The 23,048-nt window shown below is 71.8% G+C and carries 26 protein-coding genes and 1 riboswitch; of the genes, 20 read left to right on the forward strand and 6 right to left on the reverse strand.

The genetic code is table 11. The features are described from left to right. Positions 1-435 precede the first annotated feature (435 nt). The 7 genes from ACGFZA_RS20490 to ACGFZA_RS20520 all read left to right on the forward strand — a co-directional run bounded on the left by ACGFZA_RS20490 (position 436) and on the right by ACGFZA_RS20520 (position 7,306). Entirely contained in the window at positions 436-1,800 is a 1,365-nt protein-coding gene (locus ACGFZA_RS20490; protein ID WP_393680815.1) for a hypothetical protein, read from the forward strand. Positions 1,801-1,965: 165 nt separating this feature from the next. Continuing rightward, positions 1,966-2,580: an ABC transporter ATP-binding protein gene (locus ACGFZA_RS20495; protein ID WP_393680817.1), complete on the forward strand. Its 615-nt coding sequence runs from the start codon at positions 1,966-1,968 to the stop codon at positions 2,578-2,580. Then, complete coding sequence (locus ACGFZA_RS20500) at positions 2,577-3,437, forward strand: ABC transporter permease (RefSeq protein ID WP_385274062.1); 861 nt, start codon at positions 2,577-2,579, stop codon at positions 3,435-3,437. The genes ACGFZA_RS20495 and ACGFZA_RS20500 overlap by 4 nt, the downstream gene beginning before the upstream one ends. 70 nt (positions 3,438-3,507) lie before the next feature. Continuing rightward, positions 3,508-4,029 (forward strand): hypothetical protein, encoded by a 522-nt coding sequence (locus tag ACGFZA_RS20505; RefSeq protein WP_393680820.1) that lies wholly within the window; start codon positions 3,508-3,510, stop codon positions 4,027-4,029. A gap of 541 nt (positions 4,030-4,570) precedes the next feature. After that, on the forward strand, positions 4,571-5,059 hold the full coding sequence (locus ACGFZA_RS20510; protein WP_393681342.1) for a TetR/AcrR family transcriptional regulator: 489 nt from the start codon (positions 4,571-4,573) through the stop codon (positions 5,057-5,059). Between the two features lie 558 nt (positions 5,060-5,617). Then, positions 5,618-7,060 (forward strand): aldehyde dehydrogenase, encoded by a 1,443-nt coding sequence (locus ACGFZA_RS20515; protein WP_393680822.1) that lies wholly within the window; start codon positions 5,618-5,620, stop codon positions 7,058-7,060. Positions 7,061-7,129: 69 nt separating this feature from the next. Beyond that, entirely contained in the window at positions 7,130-7,306 is a 177-nt protein-coding gene (locus ACGFZA_RS20520; RefSeq protein WP_385274070.1) for a hypothetical protein, read from the forward strand. 27 nt (positions 7,307-7,333) lie between these two features. Here ACGFZA_RS20520 and ACGFZA_RS20525 read toward each other — a convergent pair whose 3' ends face one another. Beyond that, positions 7,334-7,876: a TetR/AcrR family transcriptional regulator gene (locus tag ACGFZA_RS20525; RefSeq protein ID WP_393680825.1), complete on the reverse strand. Its 543-nt coding sequence runs from the start codon at positions 7,874-7,876 to the stop codon at positions 7,334-7,336. Between ACGFZA_RS20525 and ACGFZA_RS20530 the strand changes: the two genes are divergently transcribed. Beyond that, entirely contained in the window at positions 7,876-8,427 is a 552-nt protein-coding gene (locus ACGFZA_RS20530) for an Lrp/AsnC family transcriptional regulator (protein ID WP_393680827.1), read from the forward strand. The two genes, ACGFZA_RS20525 and ACGFZA_RS20530, sit on opposite strands and share 1 nt — an antisense overlap. Before the next feature lie 44 nt (positions 8,428-8,471). On the opposite strand, the gene paaK is transcribed toward ACGFZA_RS20530, so the two are convergent. After that, the gene (gene paaK, locus ACGFZA_RS20535; protein WP_393680829.1) at positions 8,472-9,815 is read right to left on the reverse strand and encodes a phenylacetate--CoA ligase PaaK; all 1,344 of its coding nucleotides are present in this window, start codon (positions 9,813-9,815) and stop codon (positions 8,472-8,474) included. After that, positions 9,812-10,201 carry a hydroxyphenylacetyl-CoA thioesterase PaaI gene (gene paaI, locus ACGFZA_RS20540; protein ID WP_385274661.1) on the reverse strand — a complete coding sequence of 130 codons (390 nt, stop codon included), beginning with the start codon at positions 10,199-10,201 and terminating at the stop codon, positions 9,812-9,814. Before paaI ends, paaK begins: the two co-directional genes overlap by 4 nt. 138 nt (positions 10,202-10,339) lie before the next feature. On the opposite strand from paaI, the gene paaN reads away from it, so the two are divergent. From paaN to paaE, 10 genes are all read left to right on the forward strand, one after another. After that, the gene (gene paaN, locus ACGFZA_RS20545; RefSeq protein ID WP_393680831.1) at positions 10,340-12,043 is read left to right on the forward strand and encodes a phenylacetic acid degradation protein PaaN; all 1,704 of its coding nucleotides are present in this window, start codon (positions 10,340-10,342) and stop codon (positions 12,041-12,043) included. After that, positions 12,036-13,232 (forward strand): thiolase family protein, encoded by a 1,197-nt coding sequence (locus ACGFZA_RS20550; RefSeq protein ID WP_393680833.1) that lies wholly within the window; start codon positions 12,036-12,038, stop codon positions 13,230-13,232. The genes paaN and ACGFZA_RS20550 overlap by 8 nt, the downstream gene beginning before the upstream one ends. Next, entirely contained in the window at positions 13,229-13,999 is a 771-nt protein-coding gene (locus ACGFZA_RS20555) for an enoyl-CoA hydratase/isomerase family protein (RefSeq protein WP_393680835.1), read from the forward strand. Before ACGFZA_RS20550 ends, ACGFZA_RS20555 begins: the two co-directional genes overlap by 4 nt. Continuing rightward, entirely contained in the window at positions 13,996-14,853 is an 858-nt protein-coding gene (locus tag ACGFZA_RS20560) for a 3-hydroxyacyl-CoA dehydrogenase family protein (RefSeq protein WP_393680837.1), read from the forward strand. The genes ACGFZA_RS20555 and ACGFZA_RS20560 overlap by 4 nt, the downstream gene beginning before the upstream one ends. Further along, positions 14,844-15,629, forward strand: a complete 786-nt coding sequence (locus ACGFZA_RS20565; RefSeq protein WP_393680839.1) for an enoyl-CoA hydratase-related protein — start codon at positions 14,844-14,846, stop codon at positions 15,627-15,629. Before ACGFZA_RS20560 ends, ACGFZA_RS20565 begins: the two co-directional genes overlap by 10 nt. A 115-nt stretch (positions 15,630-15,744) precedes the next feature. Further along, positions 15,745-16,749: a 1,2-phenylacetyl-CoA epoxidase subunit PaaA gene (gene paaA, locus ACGFZA_RS20570; RefSeq protein WP_393680841.1), complete on the forward strand. Its 1,005-nt coding sequence runs from the start codon at positions 15,745-15,747 to the stop codon at positions 16,747-16,749. Then, entirely contained in the window at positions 16,746-17,081 is a 336-nt protein-coding gene (paaB, locus tag ACGFZA_RS20575; RefSeq protein ID WP_393680843.1) for a 1,2-phenylacetyl-CoA epoxidase subunit PaaB, read from the forward strand. The genes paaA and paaB overlap by 4 nt, the downstream gene beginning before the upstream one ends. A gap of 12 nt (positions 17,082-17,093) precedes the next feature. Then, positions 17,094-17,960, forward strand: coding sequence for a 1,2-phenylacetyl-CoA epoxidase subunit PaaC (gene paaC / locus ACGFZA_RS20580; RefSeq protein ID WP_393680846.1), 867 nt, complete (start codon positions 17,094-17,096; stop codon positions 17,958-17,960). Beyond that, positions 17,954-18,472, forward strand: coding sequence for a 1,2-phenylacetyl-CoA epoxidase subunit PaaD (gene paaD / locus ACGFZA_RS20585; protein ID WP_385274664.1), 519 nt, complete (start codon positions 17,954-17,956; stop codon positions 18,470-18,472). Before paaC ends, paaD begins: the two co-directional genes overlap by 7 nt. Beyond that, the gene (gene paaE, locus ACGFZA_RS20590; RefSeq protein ID WP_393680848.1) at positions 18,472-19,590 is read left to right on the forward strand and encodes a 1,2-phenylacetyl-CoA epoxidase subunit PaaE; all 1,119 of its coding nucleotides are present in this window, start codon (positions 18,472-18,474) and stop codon (positions 19,588-19,590) included. Before paaD ends, paaE begins: the two co-directional genes overlap by 1 nt. A 463-nt stretch (positions 19,591-20,053) precedes the next feature. Here the strand turns inward: paaE and ACGFZA_RS20595 are convergent, their stop codons facing one another. Then, on the reverse strand, positions 20,054-20,638 hold the full coding sequence (locus tag ACGFZA_RS20595) for a histidine phosphatase family protein (RefSeq protein ID WP_385274157.1): 585 nt from the start codon (positions 20,636-20,638) through the stop codon (positions 20,054-20,056). Between the two features lie 124 nt (positions 20,639-20,762). After that, a riboswitch (adenosylcobalamin (AdoCbl) riboswitch) is annotated at positions 20,763-20,856 on the forward strand. 45 nt (positions 20,857-20,901) lie between these two features. Here ACGFZA_RS20595 and ACGFZA_RS20600 point away from each other — a divergent pair. Next, positions 20,902-21,120, forward strand: a complete 219-nt coding sequence (locus tag ACGFZA_RS20600) for a CbtB-domain containing protein (protein ID WP_393680850.1) — start codon at positions 20,902-20,904, stop codon at positions 21,118-21,120. A 29-nt stretch (positions 21,121-21,149) separates the two neighbouring features. Beyond that, positions 21,150-21,923, forward strand: coding sequence for a CbtA family protein (locus tag ACGFZA_RS20605; protein ID WP_393680852.1), 774 nt, complete (start codon positions 21,150-21,152; stop codon positions 21,921-21,923). 164 nt (positions 21,924-22,087) lie between these two features. On the opposite strand, the gene ACGFZA_RS20610 is transcribed toward ACGFZA_RS20605, so the two are convergent. Together ACGFZA_RS20610 and ACGFZA_RS20615 are read right to left on the reverse strand one after the other, a co-directional pair. Further along, a complete protein-coding gene (locus ACGFZA_RS20610; RefSeq protein ID WP_385274166.1) occupies positions 22,088-22,606 on the reverse strand; it encodes a GNAT family N-acetyltransferase in 519 nt (172 codons plus the stop codon). A 71-nt stretch (positions 22,607-22,677) separates the two neighbouring features. Next, the gene (locus ACGFZA_RS20615) at positions 22,678-23,034 is read right to left on the reverse strand and encodes a tetratricopeptide repeat protein (RefSeq protein WP_385274169.1); all 357 of its coding nucleotides are present in this window, start codon (positions 23,032-23,034) and stop codon (positions 22,678-22,680) included. Positions 23,035-23,048 lie beyond the last annotated feature (14 nt).

Raw genomic sequence — 23,048 nt, forward strand, 5'->3', positions numbered from 1 at the left:
GAGGCGCGCGGAGCCCCGTCCCTCCTTCGAGGGATCTTGCGGGCGGCGCTCCGGGAAGGCCCCCCCGAGCGCGCCCGTGCCGCCGGCTGCGGGCTCCGGGCGGCATCGGGTCAGTCACCCCACGGTGTACGGGCGCTCCGTGAGCCCGACGGCGGATACGGCGGTCCACCGCGACGGGTGGGAACGGGGCCGCTGGGGGTGGGAGTGGCCGTCCGGCGCCGGACGGCACCGCCGTGGTCGGTGGTCATCCTGGATGGTCGGGCGGGCGCGGCCGGGGCGTCCGGTGCGGTGCTCGGCCTGCGAGCCGGTCCACAACGCTCCGCCCGTCCTCTTCCCTTCGGCCCGCTCGCTGTTGGGCCGGCCGGTCCGCCACGCCCCGCCCGTCCCTCATCCCGTCGGCCCGCTCGCTGTTGGCACGAATAGGAGCCCTGCCCCATGCCCGTCTCCGATCAGTCCGCCCGGTCCACCCGGCCCCTCCCGTCGGACACGTCCGTCCGGCCCGGCCGGCCCGTTCCCTCTCCCCGCCACCCGACCCACTCCGTCGACCGTGCCTTCCTCAACCTGGAACGCCGTCGGCCCGACGTCCGTTGGGACGCCGGCGGCGTCGCGTACCTCAGCGGACCGGCCCCGGCCCTGGCGGACCTCCGCGCGTATGTGGGCTTCCGCCTGGGTGAACTGCCCCTGCTCACCAGCCGGGTCGAGGGCGGCCGACGGCTCCGGTGGCAGCCGGACGCGGACTTCGCGGTAGACCGGCACGTCCACGAGGTGGTGGCCGACGGCCCCGACGGGTGGGACGCCGCCCTGCAGACCGCCCTCAACGCCCCGTTCGCGCCCGGCGCGTACTGGGGTGTCTGGCTGGTGCACGGCCACGCGCCCGACGCGTACGCCGTGTGCTACCGATTCCGCCACGCCTGCCAGGACGGTTCGGCCGCCGCCGTGACCTTCCGGACGATGCTGGGCGGGGGTGAACTCTCCGCCCGCCCGGCGCCGGACGGTGGCGGGGCCGGGGTGCCACGGCGCGTGGGCGCGGCCGTCGGGCTGGCCACGAAGTTCGTCGCCGGCTCCCTCGTGGTCCGCCGGTACCGTCCCGGCGCCGCGTTCGTGCCCTCGGGGGAGCGACGGCTGTGGCGGGGACGCGTACCGGTGGACACTCTCCGCCGGATCGGTGCGCCGCGCGGCGGCTCGGCCCATGACGTACATCTCGCCGCACTCGCAGGGGCGTTGTCGGTCTGGTCGGACCGCTCCGGCGTACCGCTCCCACGGGTGACAGCCGTGCTGCCCGTTGACGCGCGCCGCACCGACGAGGATCAGACATGGGGGAACCGGTGCTTCGCCCTGCCGCTGGAGCTGCCCGTGCGGATCGCTCCACGGCGCACGGAGGGGTCCCAGGACGGCGCGGAGTCCCTGCGGCGACTGGACCACGTCATGACGGCGACCCGGAAGCTGCGGGGCGAGGCGTGGAGGCAGGCCATTCAGGACCTGGTCCGCTGCATGCCGGGACGCCCCACCGACTGGTACATGCGAAGGGTGCTCTCCCCGCGCGTCACCAACGCCATGGCCACGTCCATGCCGCTCGCGGACCAGGGGACCCTGGGGGAGACGCAGGTGACGGGCACCGCCCTGCTGCCCCTGCTCGTACCCGGGCACCTCTTCGGGGTGGGGCTGTCGTTCTTCGGGGACTGGGCCGAGGTGTCGTTCGTCGCCGACCGCGCCCTCCCGTCGGGTGAACTGCTGCCGGAACTCTGGGAGCAGGCCGTGGGGGAACTGGAGGAGAGCTCGGGCGCCCGCGTGAGCTCGTAGTTCACGCCGACGCGCCCCCGGTGCCGTTTCCGGTGCGGGGTCGGCTCGTTGACCATGCGCGGACCGGTCGAGCCGTCGAGGTGGCCGGCCGGACGAACCCGCCGACTGGACGACGCGGACCGGTTCCGCGGCCATCGGGAAGACCTGGCACGACGGAGCAGCGCGATGGACGTCAGAGATGTGCACCACTCCTACCGGCAGCACGCCGTTCTCCGGGGCGTCGACCTTCGGCTGAGGCCCGGCACCCTCGCCGGGATCGTCGGGGAGAACGGCGCCGGCAAGACGACTCTGCTGAAGGCCCTCGCCGGTGAACTCAGGCCGGACCGGGGAACGGTGCACCACGCCGGCAGGTTCGGCTACTGCCCGCAGTCCGTGGTGCTGGACGACTCGTTCACCGTCCGCCAGCATCTCGACTTCTTCCGGAGCGCGTTCGGGCTCCCGGACCTGCGGCGGGCCGGAGAAGTGATGGAGACCCTCGCCTTCACGGAGTACCTCGACCGGCGCGCCGGCCAGCTCAGCGGGGGCTCACGGCAGAAGCTGAATCTGACCCTGGCGCTCATGCACGATCCGGACGTACTGCTCCTGGACGAGCCCTACCAGGGGTTCGACTGGGAGACGTACCTGCGCTTCTGGGAGCTGGCGACGAGTCTGCGCGACGCCGGACGTTCGGTGCTCGTCGTCTCGCATCTCGCGTACGACATCGACCGGCTGGACGTGCTGTGGCGCCTGCACGGCGGGCGCCTCACCCTTCAGGAACCGCGTGCGGGGGCGACGGCATGAGGCAGCACTGGTCCCTCTTCACCACGGCGTCCCGGTACGCGCTGATCGGGCATGCCCGCAACAGGTTCGCGATGCTGCTGGTGGTCGCGTACATCCCCGTGTGGATCGGGCTCGCCTACGTGACCATCCCTGACAAACGCGCACCGTTCCGGCTGCGTGCGACGGGAGAGATTCTGTCCCCTCCGGGGAACCACCTCACCCAGATCACCGGTGCGCTGAACGCGGTCACGCTGATCGCCGGGTTCATGATGTTCGCCGCCACCTTCACGGGCGGGGCGTTCGACCGCCGCCTGGCCATGGCGGGATACCCGAGATATCACCTCGTCCTCGCCAAGCTCTCCGCGCTCACGCTGGTCTGCGCCGCCGTCGCCGCGTACGCGACGGTCGCCGCCGGCTTCGCTTGGGCCCCCCGGCAGCCCCTCATGCTGGCCGCCGCGCTGTTCTGCGCCGCCCTCACCTACGGCGCGTTCGGCGTGGTCCTCGGATCGGTTCTCCGCCGCGAGGTGGAGGGCATGTTCGCCATCCTGATGATCAGCATCCTCGACGTCGCCCTGCAGAACCCCCTCTCCAGCTCCGGATCGGACAGCACCGTCGTGTGCCTCCTGCCGACGTACGGGGCCGTGCAGGCGAGCATGTCCGCGGCCTTCTCCGACGCGTCGGTGCGCGAGGGCCTCGTGATCCAGGTCCTCTGGCTCACCGGCGCGGCGGCCGCCGGATTCCTGGTCTTCCGGCGGCGCACCCGCAACGCGCTGCCACGGGAACGCAAGCGCCGGGTTCCGGCTCCCTCCCGGCCCGTTGCGGCCGAGGGTGCCCAAGAGGCCCCGCCCGCAACGGCCGTGACCAAGGGAAGCCATTGATCGTTCTCCAGCCGCGGGCGCTGACGCGGTGCCCGGACCGCCACGTTCTTCGTGCAAGGAGCACCACTCCATGACCCTTTCGCGCACCCTCCGGCGCAGCGTCCTCACCGCCGCCCTCCTGTCGGCCTCCGCCCTGGCCGTCCCCTCGCCCGCACAGGCCGCCCCGGTGCCCCCGGCCTGTCAGGAGGCGCTGCTCGAAACCTTCGACAAGTTCCCCGTGGTCGACTTCACGGTCCCCGACAAGGTGCAGAACACGATGCTGGCCGAGGTCCTGGGGCTGAGCGAGAGCGACCAGGCGGTCCTCACCGAGACGGCGTGCGCGGCCTGGAACACCTGGGCGACGCAGAACGGTCAGGCGGTCGCGACGGACCTGGACACCCGCTACCGGAACGCGGCCGGGCCCGTGTGCAGCAAGTTCGCCAAGTCCTCCATCGCCACGATCAAGAAGTACGCCCCCAATGTGCCCGCCGCGACGCGGGAGCTGGAGAAGCTGGCCAAGAAGGTCTGGAAGGCCTCCATGGAGAAGCTGGCCGCGGAGGCCACGAACGCCGACTGCCGTACCGCCTACACCGGGGTGAAGGCAGGCTGGTAGCGGAACCGGGCGGCGGGGCGTCGGATCGGCCTGCGGCCCACGGGGTGACGCGCGCAAGCCGCACCGAGCGGTGTTGCGGACAGGGCGAAGTCCCGCCGGGCCGGTGGGCGTCGACGAGGGCAGTCTCGTACTTCTTGAGGAGCACAGAGAGGACACGGCGCCGACCGGGTGCGACGGCGTGGCGAGGATCGGCCCGGCCTCGCGGAAGGTCACGTCCTCCCCACCGGCCATTGCATACGGGCGTGCCGGGCATGGCGGACGGGGGCGCCGGGTACGGCGGACGGCACCGTTCTGGTGTGCGGACAGGCGGGCCCCGCGTCACGGCGCTCGACCCTGTGAACCGCCTTCGCGTGGAGAAGCCGCCGGATTCGGGCCGACCCCGGCGGCTCGGCCGTCCGCCACCGGGATGGGGCGTCCATGGCTGGATGCTCGCCTGAGCTGAGACACATACCGGCACAGGCTCCTCGTGCGAGGGTAAACTCCGGGTGTGAGAGCCGACGCCGTACGCAACGTGGAAGCGGTCCTGACTACAGGGGCACGCATGCTGGCCGCCGATCCGGGCGCCAGTATCGCGAGCATCGCCGCCGAGGCCGGGGTGGACCGGCGCACGGTCTACCGGCGGTTCGCCTCCCGCGAGGAACTCCTCGCGGCTGTCTACAAGGCCAGGCTGGAGGCCATCGAGCGGGCCATCGAGGACGCGCGGCTGCGTGAGGCCCCGGTAGCTGTGGCACTGCACCGGTACGTCGAGAACATCATCGGCGTGAACCGGACCTGGCCCGTGGACCTGGCCCGTATGCTCGCCGACGACGAGGTCCGCGCCCGGCGGGACGCGTCGATCCTGGAGGTCGACGCCTTCCTCCGCCGCGCCACCGACGAGGGCCTGCTCCGCCCCGACGCACCGGCGGGGTGGGCCGGAGCTCTGCTGCCCCAGTTGATGCACCTGGCGTCGCGCCAACTGCCGGACCTGTCGGCCGCCCGGGCGGCCGACCTCGTCGTCGACACACTGGTGCGGGGGCTCGGAAGTACCTGACGCACGCGAGCGCACCCGCGTACGGCCCGTCACCCCGCCCGCTCTCCGGTGAGCCGGGCCGATTCGTTCTTGATCGGCCTCCGGCACGCCGGCGCCCCCACATGTCCATGAGGTGCGTCAGCGGCACGGCGTCGGCGGCCGGCCGACGAGCCCTCCTCCGGTGCGGGCAAAGGCCCGGGGTGTGAACGCCGCGAGGAGTGCGTGAGGCCACCGGGCCGATGATGCGGCCCGAGCGCCCACCTCGTTCTCCGGGGTGGGGCGTGCTCAGCACGGCAGGGGCGAGTACGCGGCCACCTGTCCACAGCGAGTCATGGGCCCTCTCCTCCGCGGTGCCTCCGGCTCCGGTAATGCTTTCCGGCTCCGTGTCCCGCCGAGAGCCGTGAGGGCCACGCCCCCGCGCATACGAGTGCCCTGCGACATGGGGACTCCCGATGTCACGTGCCCGGTGCGGCGGGAAAGGCCGCGCGCGGTGCACCGGACAGCGCACGCGTGTGTCACCAGTCGAGTGAAGTGCTACATTCATGAGACAGTTAAATGACCCCATGGAGGTGGGAGCGAATGATCACCTACGACCGGCTCTTCATCGGCGGTTCCTGGACGGATCCGAGCGACGCGGGGCTGCGGGAGATCCGCTCCCCGCACGACCGGACCGTGATCGGCCGTGCGGCGCAGGCCCTTCCCGCCGATGTGGACCGGGCGGTGGCGGCGGCGCGCGCAGCGTTCGACGCAGGGGTGTGGCAGGGGACGGCTCCTGCTGAACGGATCGCCGTACTACGCGAGTTCAACGCCCTGCGTGAAGCGAGCGCGAAGAGGATCGCCGCGCTGATCTCGGCGGAGAACGGATCCGCGACGTGGTTCACGCTGGCCGGTCAGCCGGGCCTCACCCGGCAGGCGAACGCGTACCTCAAGGCGGCGGAGGCGTTCGGATGGGAGGAGACGCTGGAGCCCTCCGACCCGGCTTCGCCGGTGCGCAGCGTGGTGCGCCGGGAGGCGGTGGGTGTGGTGGCCGCGGTCATTCCGTGGAACTCACCGTTCTCGTCGGCGACGGCGAAGATCATTCCGGCTCTGCTGGCGGGCAACTCCGTGGTGCTGAAGGTCTCGCCGGAGAACTCGCTGAGCATGGGGCTGCTGGCGGAACTGCTGGAGCGGGCCGGTCTGCCGGAGGGCGTGATCAGCGTCCTGCCGGCGGACAGGGAGACCAGTGAATACCTGGTGTCGCACCCGGGAGTCGACAAGATCGCGTTCACCGGATCGACGCGGGCGGGACGCCGGATCGCCTCGATCGCGGGTGAACAGCTGAAGCGGGTCAGCCTGGAGCTGGGCGGCAAGTCGGCGGCGGTCATCCTTCCGGACGCCGACGTGGCCGAGGCGGTCCAAGGGCTGAAGTTCGGCGCGCTGCTCAACAACGGCGAGTCCTGCATCGCCCAGACCCGCATCCTCGTCCCGCGCTCCCGTCATGAGGAGATCGTGGGCGCGCTGAAGGAGCTCGTGGAGTCCCTGAAGGTGGGTGACCCCGAGGCACCGGACACCTTCATCGGCCCGATGATCCGCCGGGACCAGCAGCAGCGGGTGCGCGACTACATCGCGCTCGGCATCGAGGAGGGCGCCCGCCTGGTGACCGGAGGCCCACAGGTCCCCGAGGGCCTGGAAGGGGGCAACTACGTCACCCCGACACTGTTCGCCGACGTCGACAACTCGATGCGGATCGCGCAGGAGGAGATCTTCGGCCCCGTCCTGGTCGTCATCGCCTACGACGACGAGGACGACGCCGTACGCATCGCCAACGACTCCGAGTACGGCCTCTCCGGCGGCGTGTGGTCCTCCGACGAGGCCCGCGCCCTGGCCGTGGCGCGCCGGATCCGCACCGGGACCGTGACCGTCAACGGCGCGTCCGTCGGCTTCGACGGTCCGTTCGGAGGCTTCAAGGCCAGCGGCATCGGTCGCGAGTACGGGGCTGCCGGCCTCCAGCAGTACATCGAGTACAAGACCATCACCGTCTGAACGGCTCACTGCCGCGAGACCGCCCGGCCGAGCGGACTCCGCGGGGATGGTGGAGAGGAGAGCGGCGGGATGTCCCCGCCGGACGTGGTCACCGCCGCGCTCGCCGCCCTGCGTACGCGGGAGGCCGTACGCGTCCTCGCTCTGACCGACGCCGCGGCGGTCGAGCAACCGGGCGCGGTGGAGGCACGGATCCACACCGCGAGGGGCGGAGAACTCGCCGCGCGGCATCGACGCCCGCCTGGCTGACTGCTCAGCCGGGCGGGCGCGTTGCCGTCAGCGATGCCGCACAGCCGGGAGGTCTCCGGTCAGATAGTGCTGAACGACGGGTGCGGTGCAGGCGACGAGGTGGTCGACGTCGGCGCGGGCCAGCGGGGCGACGCCCAGGAGGTGGCGGCCGATGGCCAGGCCTGACAGGTGGCTCGCGACCAGGGAGACGCGCAGTTCGGGCTGGTCGCGGTCGGAGGCGGCCATGATGGGGCCGAGCATGTGCGTGGACAGGAACTGGCCGAGCGCGTCGGCGGCGTCCTGGTCCGAGAAGATGGAGCGGACCATCGCCATGAGCGGGGCGCGGGTGACAGGGTACTGCCACGTTCCGAGGAAGAGCCGGACCACGCGCTCGCCCATGTCGCCCGGGTCGGAACGCACCAGCGCGGAGACCTGGTCGCGCAGGTGCAGGGGGAGCCGCAGGGTCGCGGCCAACAGGCCGCACTTGCTGCCGAAGTAGTGGATGACCAGGGCCGGGTTCACCTCGGCGGTGGCGGCGATCGTGCGGCGGCAGAATGCCGGTATCGCGCGACAGTCGAGGAGATGTGTCAATGGAAGAGACCGCCGGGACCCGCACCGCAGGACGTTTTGCCGACCACCTCGACCCGATAGACCGGGCGATCCTCGCCGAACTGCGGCGTGACGGGCGCATCTCGGTCCGCGCCCTGGCCGACAAGGCGCACATCTCCCGTGCCAACGCCTACACGCGGATCGCCCGGATGACGGACGAGGGGCTGATCACTGGCTTCACCGTCCAGCTGGATCCCGCCAGGGCCGGCCTGGGCACCACGGCGTACGTCACGGTGACGATCGACCAGACGGCCTGGCGCACGGTGTCCGCGCGGTTGCGGGAGATTCCGTTCGTGGAGCACTTCGCCCTGATGGGCGGTGACTACGACGTGCTGGTCCTCGTGCGCGCGCCCGACAACGCCGCGCTGCGCCACGTGGTGCTGGAGAGCATCCAGGGGATTCCCGGGGTCCGGGGGAGCCGTACCTGGCTGGTGTTCGAGGAGGCGCGCGGACAAGGGCGCCCCGTGGGACCCGCCCGGCGGCCCCGAAGGGCCCGGCGCCGAGCGGTGATGCGGGTCGGGGCGCCCTGGTGAGGGGGCGGCTCGCCGGCGGACGGACCGCGTTGCCGGCGGTGCAGTCACTTCTCGCGCAGGTCCTTGATCCGCCGGATCTTGCCGAGCGAGCGTTCCAGGGTCTGTGGATCGACGACGCGTACGTCGACGCTCACCCCGACGCCGTCCTTCACGGCCCGGGAGATGGCCTGCGCGGCGTCGTCGCGCTCCGTGGAACCGCTCGTGGAACGGGCCTCCACTCGGACGGTCATGTGGTCCATCCGCCCGCGCCGGGTGAGCTCCACCTGGAAGTGCGGGGCGACGCCGGGGGTGGCGAGCACGATCTCCTCGATCTGGCTGGGGAACACGTTCACGCCCCGCAGGATGATCATGTCGTCGCTGCGCCCGGTGATCTTCTCCATCCGTCGGAAGGCAGGGCGTGCCGTGCCGGGCAGCAGCCGGGAGAGGTCGCGCGTCCGGTAGCGGATGATCGGCAGCGCCTCCTTGGTCAGTGAGGTGAACACCAGCTCACCGGCCTCGCCCTCGGCCAGGACGTCGTCGGCCAGCGGGTCGACGATCTCCGGGTAGAAGTGGTCCTCCCAGACATGCAGGCCGTCCTTGGTCTCCACGCACTCCTGGGCGACGCCGGGGCCCATCACCTCGGAGAGGCCGTAGATGTCCACCGCGTGGAGGTCGAGGCGGTCCTCCATCTCGCGGCGCATCGCCTCCGTCCACGGCTCCGCGCCGAAGATGCCGATCTTCAGCGAGGAGGTGCGCGGGTCGATGCCCTGGCGCTCGAACTCGTCGAGGAGGGTGAGCATGTAGGAGGGGGTGACCATGATGATCTCGGGCCGGAAGTCCTGGATGATCTGTACCTGGCGCGCGGTCATGCCGCCGGAGGCGGGGATGACGGTGCAGCCGGCCCGCTCGGCGCCGTAGTGCGCGCCGAGGCCCCCGGTGAACAGGCCGTAGCCGTAGGCGATGTGGACCTTGTGGCCGGGCCGTCCGCCGGCGGCGCGGATCGAGCGGGCCACGACATCGGCCCAGACGGACAGGTCGTTCTCCGTGTACCCGACGACGGTGGGCCGGCCGGTGCTGCCACTGGAGGCATGGATGCGCCGCACCCGGTCCATGGGGACGGCGAACATGCCGAACGGGTAGGTGTCGCGCAGATCCGCCTTGGTGGTGAACGGGAACCGGGCCAGGTCCTCCAGTGTGCGGCAGTCCTCGGGCTTCACCCCGGCCGCGTCGAACTTCACGCGGTAGAGCTCCACGTGGTCGTACGCGTGACGCAGCGTCGTCCGCAGTCGCTCCAGCTGGAGCGCCCGCAACTCCTCGCGGTCCAGCCGCTCCGCCGCGTCACGCGACGCGGCAGGCAGTGCCTCGCCCAGTGGGCGGTCCTGCGGAGTGGGGGTGGTGGGCCTGCTCATCGGGACTCCTCGGTACTCGTGTTTCGGATGCCGCGGCTGCGCCCGCGGAACTCGGCGATCACCTTGTCGCCGCGCCGCACAGCCACGTCGTAGAGGCCGCTCCGTCCGAACCGGCCGCGCTCCTCGGCGGTCGCGACGAGCACGTCGCCCTCGTGCGCCGGTGCGACGAAGTCGATGCCGGCCCCGGCCGCGACGGTGACGGTGCCCTCGCCGTTGCAGGCGCAGGCGAACGCGCTGTCGGCCAGCAGGAACAGATAGCCGCCGTGGGCGGTCCCGTGGCCGTTGACCATGGCGGCGGTCACCGTCATGCGCACCACGGCCGCCCCGCCGCCGTGCTTCAGGAGTTCGATCCCCAGGCCCTTCGAGGCCTGGTCGGCGTCGAACATCGTGCGGACGGAATCCGTCACGTCAGGCGTGTCGTGCGTCACGTCAGGTACCACCTTGTCTCCCGACCGAACATTCGGTTAGCGTGCGGCGCAGTCAAACAATCAAGCGACGCAGGCGCCTGTCAAGAGGTGGAACGCATGCCCCCATCCACACCGCCCGACTTCTTCACTCGCCATCAGGAACTGCTGGAACGCGCCGTGGAGGCGACGACGCGCCGTGAATTCTGGTCGGCCTTCCCGGAATCGCCGAGCACCAAGGTCTACGGCACCGAAGCACCCGAACAGGGCGAGGCGGCCTTCCGGGCGCACCTGGGAAACCCGTTCGTCCTCCCCGGCCACCCGGGCGAGCAACTGACCGACGCCGGCGAGGTGTCGCCGTACGGGCCGGCGCTCGGCGTGACCTACCCAGCCGTCACCGTCGAGGAGGCCCTGTCCGCAGCCGCGACCGCGGCTCCCGACTGGCGTGCCGCCGAGCCCGACGTCCGCGCGGGCGTCGCCGCCGAAATCCTGCTGCGGCTGAACGCGGCGAGCTACGAGATCGCGCACGCCGTGCACCACACCACCGGCCAGCCGTTCGTCATGGCCTTCCAGGCGGGCGGACCGCACGCACAGGACCGCGGCCTGGAGGCCGTCGCCCACGCCTGGGCCGAGCAGAAGCGCCAACCGGCTACGGCACGGTGGGCCAAACCGCAGCGCAAGGGCGGTGAGGTGGTGATCGAGAGCCGCTTCACCCCGGTCGGCCGGGGCACCGCCCTCCTCGTCGCCTGCAACACCTTCCCGACCTGGAACGGCTATCCGGGCCTGTTCGCCTCGCTCGTCACGGGCAACCCGGTTGTCGTCAAGCCGCACCCGGGAGCCGTGCTGCCGCTGGCCATCACCGTACGGATCGCCCGAGAGGTGCTGGCCGAGGCCGGCTTCGACCCGAACGTGACGCTGCTCGCCGCCGAGGCCGCGGACGGCCGCACCGCGGCCGGGTTCGCCGTCGACCCGCGCGTGCGGATCGTGGACTTCACCGGGTCCACGGAATTCGGCGACTGGCTGGAGGCGCACGCCTCCCGGGCGAGCGTCTACACCGAGAAGGCCGGACTGAACACCGTCGTCCTCGACTCCACCGACGACTACCAGGGCCTGCTGCGCAACCTCGCCTTCTCCCTCTCCCTCTACAGCGGCCAGATGTGCACCACCCCGCAGAACCTGCTCGTCCCGCGTGACGGTTTCCCGACCGATGACGGCACGAAGACCGCCGACCAGTTCGCCACCGACCTGGGAACAGCGCTCGACAAGCTGCTCGGCGACCCTTCGCGCGCCGCCGGCACGCTCGGGGCCCTCGTCAACGCGGATGTCGTGGAACGGCTGACGCGGGCGGCGTCCGTGGGCGTCACCGCCCACCCGTCGGCCGAGAGCGCGCACCCCGAGTACGAGGGCGCGGTCCTGCGCACCCCGCTCGTGGCACGGCTGGAGGCGAGCGAGCGCGACGCCTACACCCGCGAGTGGTTCGGGCCCGTCTCGTTCGTCATCGGCGTCGACGACACGGCCCACGCCCTGGACATCTTCCGGGAGACGGTTGGCGCGCACGGCGCAGTCACCGCCGCCGTCCACTCCACCGACGAGCGGGTGCTCGCGGCCATGGAACGCGCGGCGCTCGACGTCGGCGTACAACTGTCGGAGAACCTCACCGGCGCCGTCTTCGTCAACCAGACAGCGGCCTTCGCGGACTTCCACGGCTCCGCCGCCAATCCCGCCGCCACCGCCGCCCTCGCCGACGCGGCCTTCGTCACCGGCCGCTTCGACGTCCTGCAGTCCCGTCGCCCGGGCACGGCCGAGGCAGGCCGCCGTGACTGACGACATCTTCATCGTCGACGGAGCCCGCACCCCCCAGGGCCGCTACGGCGGAGCCCTGGCCTCCGTCCGGCCGGACGACCTCGCGGCCCTGGTGGTCGGCGAGGCGGTACGCCGGGCCGGCATACCCGCCGAGCAGGTGGACGAGGTGATCCTCGGCGCGGCCAACCAGGCCGGCGAGGACAACCGCGATGTGGCCCGGATGGCCGTCCTGCTCGCGGGCCTGCCGCACACCGTGCCCGGCTACACCGTCAACCGGCTCTGCGCCTCGGGGCTCACCGCCGTCGCCTCCGCCGCCCACACGATCCGTTCCGGCGAAGCCGACGTGGTCGTCGCGGGCGGCGTGGAGTCCATGACCCGCGCGCCCTGGGTCATGGCCAAACCCGGCGCCCCGTGGGCCAGGCCGGGCGAAACCGCGGACACCGCCATCGGATGGCGTTTCACCAACCCGCGGTTCGCTCCGCAGGACACCCTGTCCATGGGGGAGACGGCCGAGGAAGTCGCCGCACTGGACGGCATCGGCCGTGCCGACGCCGACGCGTTCGCCTTCCGCAGCCACCGGCGGGCCCTCGCCGCCCGGGAGGCAGGCCACTTCGCCCGCGAGATCGTCCCGGTGGAGGTGACCGGACCCAAGGGCAGTACCACGCTCGTCGACACCGACGAAGGCCCGCGCGCGTCCACCAGCCCGGAGCGACTGGCCGCTCTGCGCACGGTCTTCCGCCCGGACGGCATCGTGACGGCCGGGAACTCCTCCCCGCTGTCGGACGGCGCCACCGCCCTGGTGATCGCCGGCGGACGGGCTGTCGAACGCTACGGCCTGACGCCCCGGGCACGCATCGTCACCTCCGCGTCGGCCGGCGTGGAGCCGCACCTGATGGGGCTCGGCCCCGTACCGGCGACCGAGAAGGCGCTGGCCCGGGCGGGCTGGCAGACCGGCGATCTCGACGCAGTGGAACTCAACGAGGCGTTCGCCGCACAGGCCCTCGCGGTGACACGCCGTCTGAAGCTCGACGAGCACACCGTCAACGCCGACGGCGGCGCGATCGCCCTCGGCCACCCGCTGGGCTGCTCCGGTGCCCGGATCCTGCTCACCCTGGTCGGCCGGCTGGAACGGGCGAACGCCCGGCGCGGACTGGCCACTCTGTGCGTGGGCGTCGGACAGGGCGTCGCGATGCTCGTGGAGAGGGTGTGAGCACCGTGGAGACGACCTCCCGAGCCCGCACGCTCGACATCGTCGAGCACGACGACCGCGTGGTGGTCACCCTGTACCGCCCCGAAGCCCGAAACGCCCTCGACGCGGCGATGATCGCCGAACTGCACCAGGTGTGCGACCTGCTGGAACGCAGTCCGCGCATGCTGCTGCTGACCGGCCACGGCGGAGTCTTCGCCGCCGGCGCGGACATCGCGGAACTGCGCGAGCGGGGCCGCGACGAAGCGCTGCGGGGCATCAACAGCCGACTCTTCGAGCGAGTGCACCGCCTGCCGCTGCCCACCCTGGCCGCGGTGGACGGCTGGGCGCTGGGCGGCGGAGCGGAACTGGCGTACGCCTGCGACCTGCGGATCGCCGCACCCGACGCGATGTTCGGCAACCCCGAACCGGGCCTGGGCATCCTGGCCGCGGCCGGGGCGTGCTGGCGGCTTCCCCAACTGGTCGGCGCGTCCGTGGCCAAGCAGGTGCTGCTGGCCGGACGCCGGCTGGACGCGCAGGCGGCGCTCGCCTGCGGTCTGGTCATGGACGTGGTTCCCGCCGACCGGCTGATGGACGCCGGGCACGCCGTACTCGACACGATGGCGCGCTCCTCGGCCACGGCGCTGCGGCTGACCAAGCTCGTCGTGGACCACCCCGGCGCCCACCCGGTCGCCGACGACCTGGCGCAGGCCGTGCTGTTCGAAGGCGCGGACAAAAAGGACCGGATGACCCGTTTCCTCGACAGAAGCACAGGAGGTGGTCGCGCATGAGCACGTCCGTGCCCGCGCGCGTCGGAGTCATCGGCGGAGGACGGATGGGCGGCGGCATCGCCCAGTCCTTCGCCACGGCAGGGTCGTCCGTCACGCTGGTCGAGGACGGAGAGCAGGCCGCGCGCCTCGCCGTCGAGCGCGTCGCCGCGTCGCTGCGGCGGGCCGCCGAGCGGGGACTGCTTCCCGAACCGGCCGAGACGGTCGCGGCCCGCATCACAGCGGCGGGATCGATCGCGGAACTCCCGCACGACTGTGCACTCGTGGTCGAGGCGGTCTTCGAGGACGCCGGGCTCAAGGCCACGATGCTCGGCGAGGCCGAGAAGGCCGTCGGACCGCGCACCCTCATCGCCACCAACACCAGCTCCCTGTCGGTCACCGAACTGGCCGCGGCCCTGCAAGCCCCCGGACGCTTCCTGGGCATGCACTTCTTCAACCCCGTCCCGGCCTCGGCCCTGGTCGAGCTGGTCACCGCCCCGGCCACCGATCCGGTCACGCTCGACACCGCGCTGTCCTTCGTGCAAGCGCTCGGCAAAAGGGACGTCGTCGTCAGGGACTCGCCCGGATTCGCCTCCAGCCGCCTCGGCGTGGCCCTGGGCCTCGAAGCGATCCGCATGGTCGAAGAGGGCGTCGCCGCACCCGAGGCCATCGACGACGCGATGACACTCGGCTACAAGCACCCGATGGGACCGCTGCGACTGACGGACATCGTCGGTCTCGACGTACGCCTCGCGATCGCCGAGTACCTGCACGCCACTCTCGGCGACCGGTTCGCCCCGCCACGCCTGCTGCGGGAGAAGGTCGCCCGCGGCGAGCTGGGCCGCAAGAGCGGCAAGGGGTTCTACACATGGCCGTGAACGCGACCGGCGCCGCGTACCACCGCCAGGACGACGTGGCCGTCGTCGAACTGCTGTGCCCCGTACTGGACATGCGGGTCAAGCGCGAACTGCTGGCCGCCGTGAAGCAGGCCGGCGACGACGGCACCGCCCGAGCCGTACTGATCACGGGCAGCGAGAAGGCGTTCTGCGTCGGCCAGGACCTCGCCGAACACGCGACGGCCCTGACCGACGGTGCCGAAACGGCATTCGCCACCGTACGCGCGCACTACAACCCGCTGATCACGGCGATCCGGGCGCTACGGGTGCCCGTGGTCGCCGCCGTCGAGGGCGCCTGTGTGGGTGCCGGGCTCGGACTCGTGCTCGCGGCGGACCTGCGGGTCGCTGCCGCGGGCGCGACGTTCGCCACCGCGTTCACCGGGATCGGTCTGGCCGCCGACAGCGGTCTCAGCGCCGGCCTCACCCAGCTGGCCGGACCCTCCAGAGCCGCCGGGCTGATGCTGCTGGGCAACCGCTTCACGGCTGCCGAGGCCGAGAGCTGGGGACTGGTCCACGAAGTGGTCCCCGACGGAACCGCCACCGAGGCGGGGCTGGCGACGGCCACGCGGCTCGCCCAGGGGCCGACGCGGGCGTACCGGGAAGTGAAGACGCTCCTGCGCGACGCGCAGACGTCCGACCCGGCGCAGGTCCTGGAGCGCGAGGCCGACGCCCAGGAGCGCCTGGGCGCAACGCACGACCATCGGACAGCGGTCGACGCCTTCCTCGCCAGGAGACGGCCGCGCTTCGAGGGCCGCTGACCCCAGGGCACGGCCGGCCGCCTTCTTTCGAAGGGGCCGGCCGCCGCGCCCCTCACCCGACCTCGCCCGAAACACCGCAGCACCGGTTCACGAACCTGTCGAAAGGCTGGCTGAGATGACCACACCCGCCACAGCGCCGCAGGACCCCGAAACACAGCTCCAAGAGGAGTTCGATGCGACCATCGCCCGCGACCAGCGTGTCGAACCAAGGGACTGGATGCCTGAGGGCTACCGCAAGACCCTGATCCGGCAGATCGCCCAGCACGCCCACTCCGAGATCATCGGGATGCAGCCCGAGGGCGAGTGGATCACCCGCGCTCCCACGCTGCGCCGCAAGGCCATCCTGTTCGCCAAGGTCCAGGACGAGGCCGGTCACGGCCTCTACCTCTACTCCGCCGCCGAGACCCTCGGCGCCGACCGCACCGATCTGACCGAGCGGCTCGTCACGGGGCGCCAGAAGTACTCCTCGATCTTCAACTACCCGACGCCGACGTTCGCCGACGTCGGAGTGATCGGCTGGTTCGTCGATGGTGCGGCCATCTGCAACCAGGTACCACTGTGCCGCAGTTCGTACGGCCCCTACGCGCGCGCCATGGTGCGCGTGTGCAAGGAGGAGTCGTTCCACCAGCGGCAGGGCTACGAACTGCTGCTGACGATGATGCGCGGCACCGATGCCCAGCGGGCGATGGTGCAGGACGCGGTGAACCGCTGGTGGTGGCCCTCCCTGATGATGTTCGGGCCGCCCGACGACGACTCGCCCAACTCGGCCCGCTCCATGGCATGGAAGATCAAGCGGCACGGCAACGACGAACTGAGGCAGCGGTTCGTCGACATGACCGTCCCGCAGGCCGAGAAGCTCGGAGTCACCCTGCCCGATCCCGAGCTGCGCTGGAACGAGGAGCGTGGCCGCCACGACTTCGGCGCCCCGGACTGGACCGAACTCCAGCGCGTCATCGCCGGCGACGGCCCCTGCAACACCGAACGCGTCGCCCGGCGCAAGAAGGCCCACGACGACGGCGCCTGGGTGCGCGAGGCAGCGACGGCCCACGCCGCCAGACGTGCCGCCCGCACCGACGCGTCCCGTCCGTCGTCCCGTTCCACGGAAGGAACCACGGTATGACCACCACCGAAGGCTCGTCGACGGACGACCGTCCGGCCTCCGAGGCCCCGCACGACAGCTGGCCGCTGTACGAGGTGTTCGTCCGCGGCAAGCGCGGTCTCAACCACGTCCACGTCGGCTCCCTGCACGCCGCCGACGACACCATGGCCCTCACGCACGCCCGCGACCTGTACACGCGGCGCAACGAGGGCGTGTCCATCTGGGCCGTGCGCTCGGGGTACATCGCCGCATCGACCCGCGACGAGAAGGACCCCTTCTTCGCTCCCAGCGCCGACAAGGTCTACCGCCACCCCACCTTTTACGACATTCCCGCCGACGTTCCCCACATCTAGGAGTTGGACGGCATGAACGACGCCCCTGACGACCACGTCTCCCTCTCCCTGGCCGAAGACCACGACGGTGAGGCGCGCTGGGCGTTCGGCACCGGCTTCGAGGACCCGCTGCACGGGATCGACACCGGAGTCCCGGCCGGCACCGACACCACCGAACTGGCCGATGTCTGCGTGGCGCTGGGCGACGACGCCCTGGTCGCGGCGCAGCGCCTGGCCCAGTGGGTCACCCTCGCACCGGAGTTGGAGGAGGAAGTCGCACTGAGCAACATCGGCCTGGACCTCCTCGGCCAGGCCCGCCTCCTCTACAGCCGCGCCGGGCAGGTGGACGGCACCGGCCGTGACGAGGACACCTACGCCTACCTCCGGGGCGGCGCGGAGTTCCGCAACGTGACGCTCACGGAACTCCCCAACGGGGACTTCGCGTTCTCCACCGCGCGACTCCTACTCCTGTCCTGCTGGAGGCTGTCCCTCTTCGAACGGCTGGCCGTCTCGGCACCCGACCCGGTGCTGGCCGCGATCGCGGCCAAGGGGATCAACGAGCTCGCCTACCACCGTCAGTTCGCCGCCGACTGGACGCTGCGCCTGGGCGACGGCACAGCCGAGTCCCACCGCAGGATGCGCGCCGCGCTGGACGGCATCGCCCCGCACCTGCCCGAGCTGTTGGCCTGGAACCCCGGCTTCGGGATCTCCGCGGCAGACATCGCACAGGAGGTCGGCGCCGTACTGTGCCAGGTCCTGGACGCGGCCACCCTTCGCCTGCCCGTGACGGGACCCACGCCGCTCCTGCGCGGCAGGGAGGGCGAACACACGGAACACCTGGCCCCGCTCCTGGACGAGCTGCAGGGCCTCGCGCGCACACACCCGCAGGGGGCCTGGTGAGCGCGGGGGACACCGCCGTGCTGCGGGCCCGGCACGCGGCCGAGCAGGTGCCCGACCCCGAACTGCCGATGCTCACCCTCGCCGACCTCGGTGTGCTGCGCGAGGTCGAGATCTCCGCGGACGGGACGGTCGTGGCCGGGCTGACGCCCACGTACTCGGGCTGTCCTGCCATGGCGGAGATGCGCGCGGATGTCGCCGCCCGGCTGGGCGCGGCCGGCTTCGAGAAGGTCGAGATCCGCACCGTTCTGTCCCCGCCGTGGACCACGGACTGGATCACCCCCGAGGGGCGGCGCAAACTCGCCGCCGCGGGCATCGCGCCCCCCGGCGCCGCCCCCCGGCGCACGGGTGGGCCGGTGGCGCTCCAGCTCCTGGCCACCCGCCCGGCGGTGGCCTGCCCGCAGTGCGGCTCGGCCGACACCGCCGAGACCTCCCGCTTCTCCGCCACCTCCTGCAAGGCGCTGTGGCGCTGCCGCGCCTGCCTGGAACCGTTCGAGTACGTCAAGGAGATCTGATGCCCGTCACCGGCACCCCCGCCCCGACGGCCGCGACACCCGCCGTTCGCGCACGCCGCCACGCCGTCTTCCACCCGTTGCGCGTCGCGGAGGTGACGCCGCTCTGCCCCGGCGCGGCCACCATCGGATTCGAGGTGCCCGACGAGCTCACCCACGCGTTCGCGCACCGGCCGGGTCAGACGCTCACCGTGCGCCGCGTCCTGGACGGCCGCGACGAGCGCCGTTCGTACTCACTGTGTTCCCCGGCGGGCGCGGCGCCGCGCATCGGCGTACGGATCGTCACCGACGGGCTGTTCTCCTCCTGGCTGGTCGAGGAGATCCGCCCCGGCGACATCGTGGAGGTCATGCCGCCGACCGGTGCCTTCACCCCCACCCTGGACGAGCCGGGCCACCACGTACTGATCGCGGCCGGCTCGGGCATCACCCCGATGCTGTCCATCGCCGAGTCCGTCCTGGTCGCCCACCCCCGTTCACGGGTCACGCTGTTCTACGGGAACCGGCGCACGGACACGGTGATGTTCGCCGACGAACTCGCCGACCTCAAGGACCTCCACCCCACCCGGTTCCGCCTCGCGCACGTCCTCTCACGCGAACCGCGGGAGGCCGAGCTGCTGACCGGGCGTCTGGACGGCGGGCGTCTGGCCGCGCTCATCGGCGGACTCGTCGATGTCGAGGGCGCGGACCACTGGTGGCTGTGCGGCCCGCACGGAATGGTCCAGGACGCCCAGCAACTGCTGGCCTCCCTCGGGGTTCCCGCGGACCGCGTCCATCGGGAACTGTTCTTCGCCGACGACGTCGAACCGGTCGCCGTGCGCCGGGAGGAGCCCGCCACCGACGGTCCCGTCAGCCAGGTCACCGTAGTCCTCGACGGCCGCTCCACCACCGCCCCGCTCCCTCGCACCGTGACCGTCCTGGACGGCGCCTCGCGCATCCGCCCCGATCTGCCGTTCGCCTGCAAGGGCGGGGTGTGCGGAACCTGCCGCGCGCTGGTCACCGAAGGCGAGGCGGACATGCGCCGCAACTACGCTCTGGAGCCCGGCGAGGTCGACGCCGGGTACGTCCTGACCTGCCAGACGTACCCGGTCACCGAGACGCTCACCGTCGACTACGACTCGTGAGGGACGCGTTCCTCAACTGCCGTGTCCGGACCGGTCGTCCTGACGAGGCGCGTGTCCCGCCGAGGTCGCTTCCCCGCTGCCCGGTGCGAGCGGGCTCGTGTTCCGTCACACGAGACCTTGCCTTCGTCCCGCCTGTGGTGGCCTGATGCTCCGCTCCTGGGCGTAACGCCCCGGGTCCGCCCGGGGCGACCACGCACGCGCGGGGGACGCTCCAGCGGCCGGCGCCCAGCACTAAGGGCTGTCCCGCAATTCCTGGCGGGCGCACGACGACAGCTACGGCACCTCGCCGCGTTGTCGAAACGCCCGAATACATCCAGTATGCGGGCGCCCCTCCGCCTTGCGATGCACCGCATCTGACGCCGCGCGCTGATCCACCAGGAATTGCGGGACAGCCCTTAGCTGGATGCGGGGCGACCACGCACGCGGGGGACGCTCGGACGGCCTCGGCCCTGGCCGAGTGGCGTCAAGCGCCCTGCTCCGGCGTGAGCGGCCGGCCGCAGCGCAGGTTCCACCGCCCCGACCTGCCGCTGAGCTCGGTGAGCGTCAGCGGGGCGACATCGATACGCCAGAACGCCTGCGGCGAAAGGTCGAGCGCGTGGACGACCGCGGCCCTGACCACGGCGGGCTCGACCACCGCCAGCACTCGACCGGGGTCGCCGGCGTCGAGAGAGCCGAGCCACGCCCCTGCCCGCGCCCACAGCTCTAGCAGGGACTCGCCGCCGTGCGGCGAGGCCGAGGGATCCGCGAGCCATGCCGCCACAGCCTCCGGCTCACTCGCGCTCACCTCGTCCAGGCGGGCACCTGTCCAGCGCCCCAAGTCCCAGTCACGGATGGCGTGTTCGGTAACGGAGCCGATCTCCAGGGCCTCGGCCGTCCGGGTGCAGCGCCGGGACGGCCCGTGCAGCGCCCGGTCCGCCGGGGGCAAGGTGTCCGCCGAGGCTCGGGCCTGCCGGAGCCCGGATTCGTCGAGGGACGCGTCACCGGCGAACCGGGCCTCGCGCAGCGCGGCGTTCATCGCCGGTGAGATCAACATCACCCGTACCGCCATACCCGCTCTCAACTCCCTGAACTCTGGTCACTTGGCCAGGTCCACCATGGCATCCGGGGACGGACAGGCCGTCCACGGGCACCATGGCGGCGCCCGCTCGCAGGCGGTATGGTCGCGACGACATGACGAAGGTGTGACGGAAGTCCGGTGAGAATCCGGCACGGTCGCGCCACTGTGAACCCGTACCCGTACGGGAAGTCAGACCCAGCACCTTCGTCTCAGGCACCACGATCGGGACGCGTGTTCCCTCAGGAGGTTCTGCCATGGCACAGACTGCTGCTGCCCCCACCACCGCCGCACCCGCCCTCACCCCCATCTCGCTGAAGGCGATCGCCCCTTGGGCCGCCTTCTTCGGCATCCTCATGCTGATCCTGCTGTACTTCGTCGGCGCCGAGCAGGGCGCCACCGCGCTCATCTCGGGCGAGGGCGTGCACGAGTGGGTCCACGACGGGCGCCACCTCCTCGGTTTCCCCTGCCACTGATCCCACCGCTTGATCCAGGGGAACCCCTCATGAACTCCATATCTGTCAGGACCCTGCTGGTCCGCGGCATGCTGGCCGGACTCGTCGCGGGCGCGCTCGCCCTGTGCGTTGCCTACTTCCTCGGCGAGTCCCGTGTGGACGCGGCCATCGCTCTCGAAGAGACGCACAGCCACGACCACGGCGGCGGCGAAGAACTCGTCAGCCGCACCATGCAGTCCACCGCCGGCCTCGCCACCGGTGTACTCGTCTTCGGTGTCGCCGTCGGAGGCATCGCCGCACTCGTCTTCTGCTACGCCCTCGGCCGGATGGGCCGCTTCGGCCCCAGGGCGACGGCTGCGCTGATCGCGGGCGCTGCTTTGGTGGCCGTGTACATCGTGCCGTTCCTGAAGTACCCGGCCAATCCGCCGGCGGTCGGCAACCCGGACACCATCGGCCAACGCACCGCCCTGTTCTTCCTGATGGTCGCGCTCAGCGTCCTGCTGGCCGTCGTCGCGGTCATCCTCGGCAGGCGGCTGGCTCCGCGCCTGGGCAACTGGAACGCCACGATCGCCGCAGCCGGCGGCTATGTGCTGGTGATCGGGCTGGCCTACGCCTTCCTGCCCTCGTTCAACGAGGTCGGAAAGGACTTCCCGGCTTCCCTGCTCTGGGAGTTCAGGCTGGCCACGCTGGCGGTGCAGGTCACGCTCTGGACCACCTTCGGGCTGGTATTCGGGTACCTCACCGAGCGGCTGCTGGTGCCGAAGCCGGGAACGGCCGCGGTCACGGACGGCGCCGCGAACCGGCCGGCCACCGTCGCCGGCTGAGTCCTGGGGCACCACTGGCCGGCACTCCGCCACGCACGTCGTGCAGAGGGCGGGATGCGGGGTGCGGCAGGAGGTGCTGATGTGCTGATGTGCACAGCGTGCCGACGGTACGCGCAGGGCCCGCCGGGGAGATCCCGGCGGGCCCTGCGCGTACGGACGCCGCTTCACTCCGACTCGGCGGGCGGGGCGGCCGTGTCCCAGCCGATCCGGTAGTGCTTCAGCAGCCCGTCCTCCTTCACGAGTCGCATACCGGCTGCGGTCATGACGCGCTGGGAGGGGACGTTGGCGAGGTCGGTGTCCCCGTGCACGCAGGCGATGCCCTGCTCGCGGGAGAACCGCAGCAACGCACGAAGAGCCTCGGAGGCGTACCCCTGGCCCCGCGCAGACTCCACGAGTCCGTAGCCGATGGTGACGTGGCCGTTCTCGTCGGGCGCCCCGTGAAAACCGGCTCCGCCGATCACCAGTCCGTCCTCGCGGCGTCGTATCCCGTAGTTCGCGAACGGGCTGGGGTCGCCGGTGGCCGCGCACGTTTCGAGGAAGCGAGCGGCAGCCGCCATCTCCCCGGGCCAGGGATAGCCCGGAGCCCAGCGGACACCGTCCTTCGGCTGCCCCGCCGCCACCTGCTCGGCATCGGCAACGGTCATCGGGCGGAGGAGCAGGCGGGGTGTGACGAGGTCGGTCATGCCCTGTGAAGTATCACGTGGCAGATCGGGGCCGCACCCGGATTTCCGGGTGCGGCCCCGCTGCACGCGGGTCAGGCGCTGCCGGCCCCGGTGAAGTCCCCGGACAGCGCGGCGGCCATCCGCAGCTGCGTGTCCGCCTCTGCCTGCCGGCCCTGACGCTCCAGCGTGCGGCCGAGCATCAGCCGGGCGTACTGCTCGACGGGGTCGCGTTCCAGTACCTCGCGCAGTTCCGTCTCGGCCCGGCCGAGCCGCGCGGAGTGGTAGTAGGACCGCGCCAGCAGCAGCCGAGGCGCGACCTGCTCCGGCACCTCCTCGACGAGCCCGCCCAGAATCCTGGCGGCGGTCGTGTACTCCTTCGACGCGAAGAAGAACTGCGCACGGTCCCAGCGTTCGGCAGCGGTACCGAACTCGTAGTAGGTGTCGCTCATGTGACCTCCTCGGT

The organism is Streptomyces sp. NPDC048211 (assembly GCF_043202315.1).
Taxonomy (GTDB): Bacteria; Actinomycetota; Actinomycetes; order Streptomycetales; family Streptomycetaceae; genus Streptomyces.